The sequence below is a fragment of the Komagataeibacter intermedius TF2 genome (genome assembly GCF_000964425.1).
GTDB classification, from domain to species: Bacteria; Pseudomonadota; Alphaproteobacteria; order Acetobacterales; family Acetobacteraceae; genus Komagataeibacter; species Komagataeibacter intermedius.
Genome location: NZ_BANF01000276.1, coordinates 1 through 1644, shown reverse-complemented (window position 1 = coordinate 1644; position 1644 = coordinate 1). Strand labels below are relative to the sequence as shown.

The 1644-nt window shown below is 56.6% G+C and carries 1 protein-coding gene; it reads right to left on the bottom strand.

Annotated features, from left to right (window positions below):
• Positions 1-279: 279 nt before the first annotated feature.
• A partial coding sequence (locus tag B7449_RS17005) for an aminotransferase-like domain-containing protein (RefSeq protein WP_048883889.1) occupies positions 280-1644 on the bottom strand: 1365 nt, incomplete at its 5' end.

The window sequence follows — 1644 nt, the reverse complement described above, 5'->3', positions numbered from 1 at the left end:
GAAAACGTGACATGGAATGCGCCAACTACAAAATTTTGTATGGACAAGATTATAGGTACAAAAAAAACAAAGTGACGAATGGGAAATCATTTGAGACGGACGAAGGGAGACAATAAATTTTAATGCGCCATACAATGATAGATCTTATAAATAACTCACTGTTTTTGCTTGGTATTAAAATCACGCGTTTGTGAAAACGCCAGCGGCCTTGTTTCCTGTGAATGCACAGATTAACCGTCGAATCAGTGGGTTGCGACGATTCACGGTGTAACGACGAGATCACACAATATCGGCAAAACCGGGGGAGCGCTTGTGCTGCAAGACAGACATTACGCCATGCAGGGATTCCTCAAGACTTGCCGCATCCGGAGCACTGCCCAGCGCAATACGGGCGCGTTGGGGGGGCTCGCCACTGATGGTGAAGACATTGCTTGGTACTAGCGCCAGACCACGCCTGCGGGCATAGGCAACAAAACCCGAACTGCCCCACCAATCTGGCAGTTTCAGCCAGACATGCGGTCCGTCGGGGTTCATGCAATGTTTCTCCCCCAACACTCGGCGGGCAATAGACTGGCGCAACCGCAGTTCCTTCTGAATGGCATGCAGGATCGTGTGCGCCTGTTCAGTCTGCATCCACCGCGCCGTCAGCGCGCTGAGCAGGCCTGCATTGGTCAGCGCTATGGCCCGGATGGCGGCCGTCACCCGCCGGGCCATGTCAGTATTTGGTAGCGCGACATAGGCTGTACGCAAACCTGGACTAAGCGTCTTGGAAAGGGTTGCCACATAGCTGACACGGCTGTGGTCAAGGGCTGCCAGAGCTGGGAGCGGACTGTCCATCAGTAGGCTGTAAGGGTCATCTTCTGCGATGTGCAGATGATGGCGCTGGGCGACCTTCAGGATGTCCTTGCGTCGTTGCAGGGACATCGTGGCCGTGGTGGGATTGTGGATCGTCGGAATACAGTAGAGCAGTCGGGGATGATGTTCAGCACAGACCCGGTCCAGTTGATCCGGCATCATACCTTCCATGTCACTGTCCACGCCGACCAGGATAAGATCGAACTGTGCCGCTATGGTCCGGATGCCGGGATAGGCAATGCGATCAGTAACAATCACATCACCCGGCTGGGTGTGGGTGCTGACAATGGCCGCGAGCGCACTTTGGGCACCGGGCGAGACGAGGATTTCGTCCGTACGCCGCTGCCCGATGACGGGCGCGATCCATTTCGCGCCAAGCTGACGTTCTTCCAGCGTGCCGCCCGTTACCCGGTATGACATCAGGCTGTTCAGGTCCTGCTGTTTCAGGATGGCTGCGATGTCGCTCTGGATGATCCGCTGAAGCGGCGGTTCCTGCGGGATGGGTGGCAGGTTCATGGTCAGATCGACTACAGCCGGTCCCGTATGGCGCCAGTGGCTCTCGCCAGCGCCGACACGGACGAAAGTGCCTCGCCCGACCGTTGCGTCAATCAGGCCGCGCCGGTGGGCTTCGGTAAAGGCGCGTGTAACGGTTGTCAGGTTGGTTCCGATGTGGCTTGCGATGGTTCTTTGGGGCGGAAGCCTGTCGCCTTCTCTCAGATCGCCATTGCGGATAGAAAGCGCCAGTGCATCAACGAGTGTCAGATACATCGCATTCGGGCTTCGGCTGAT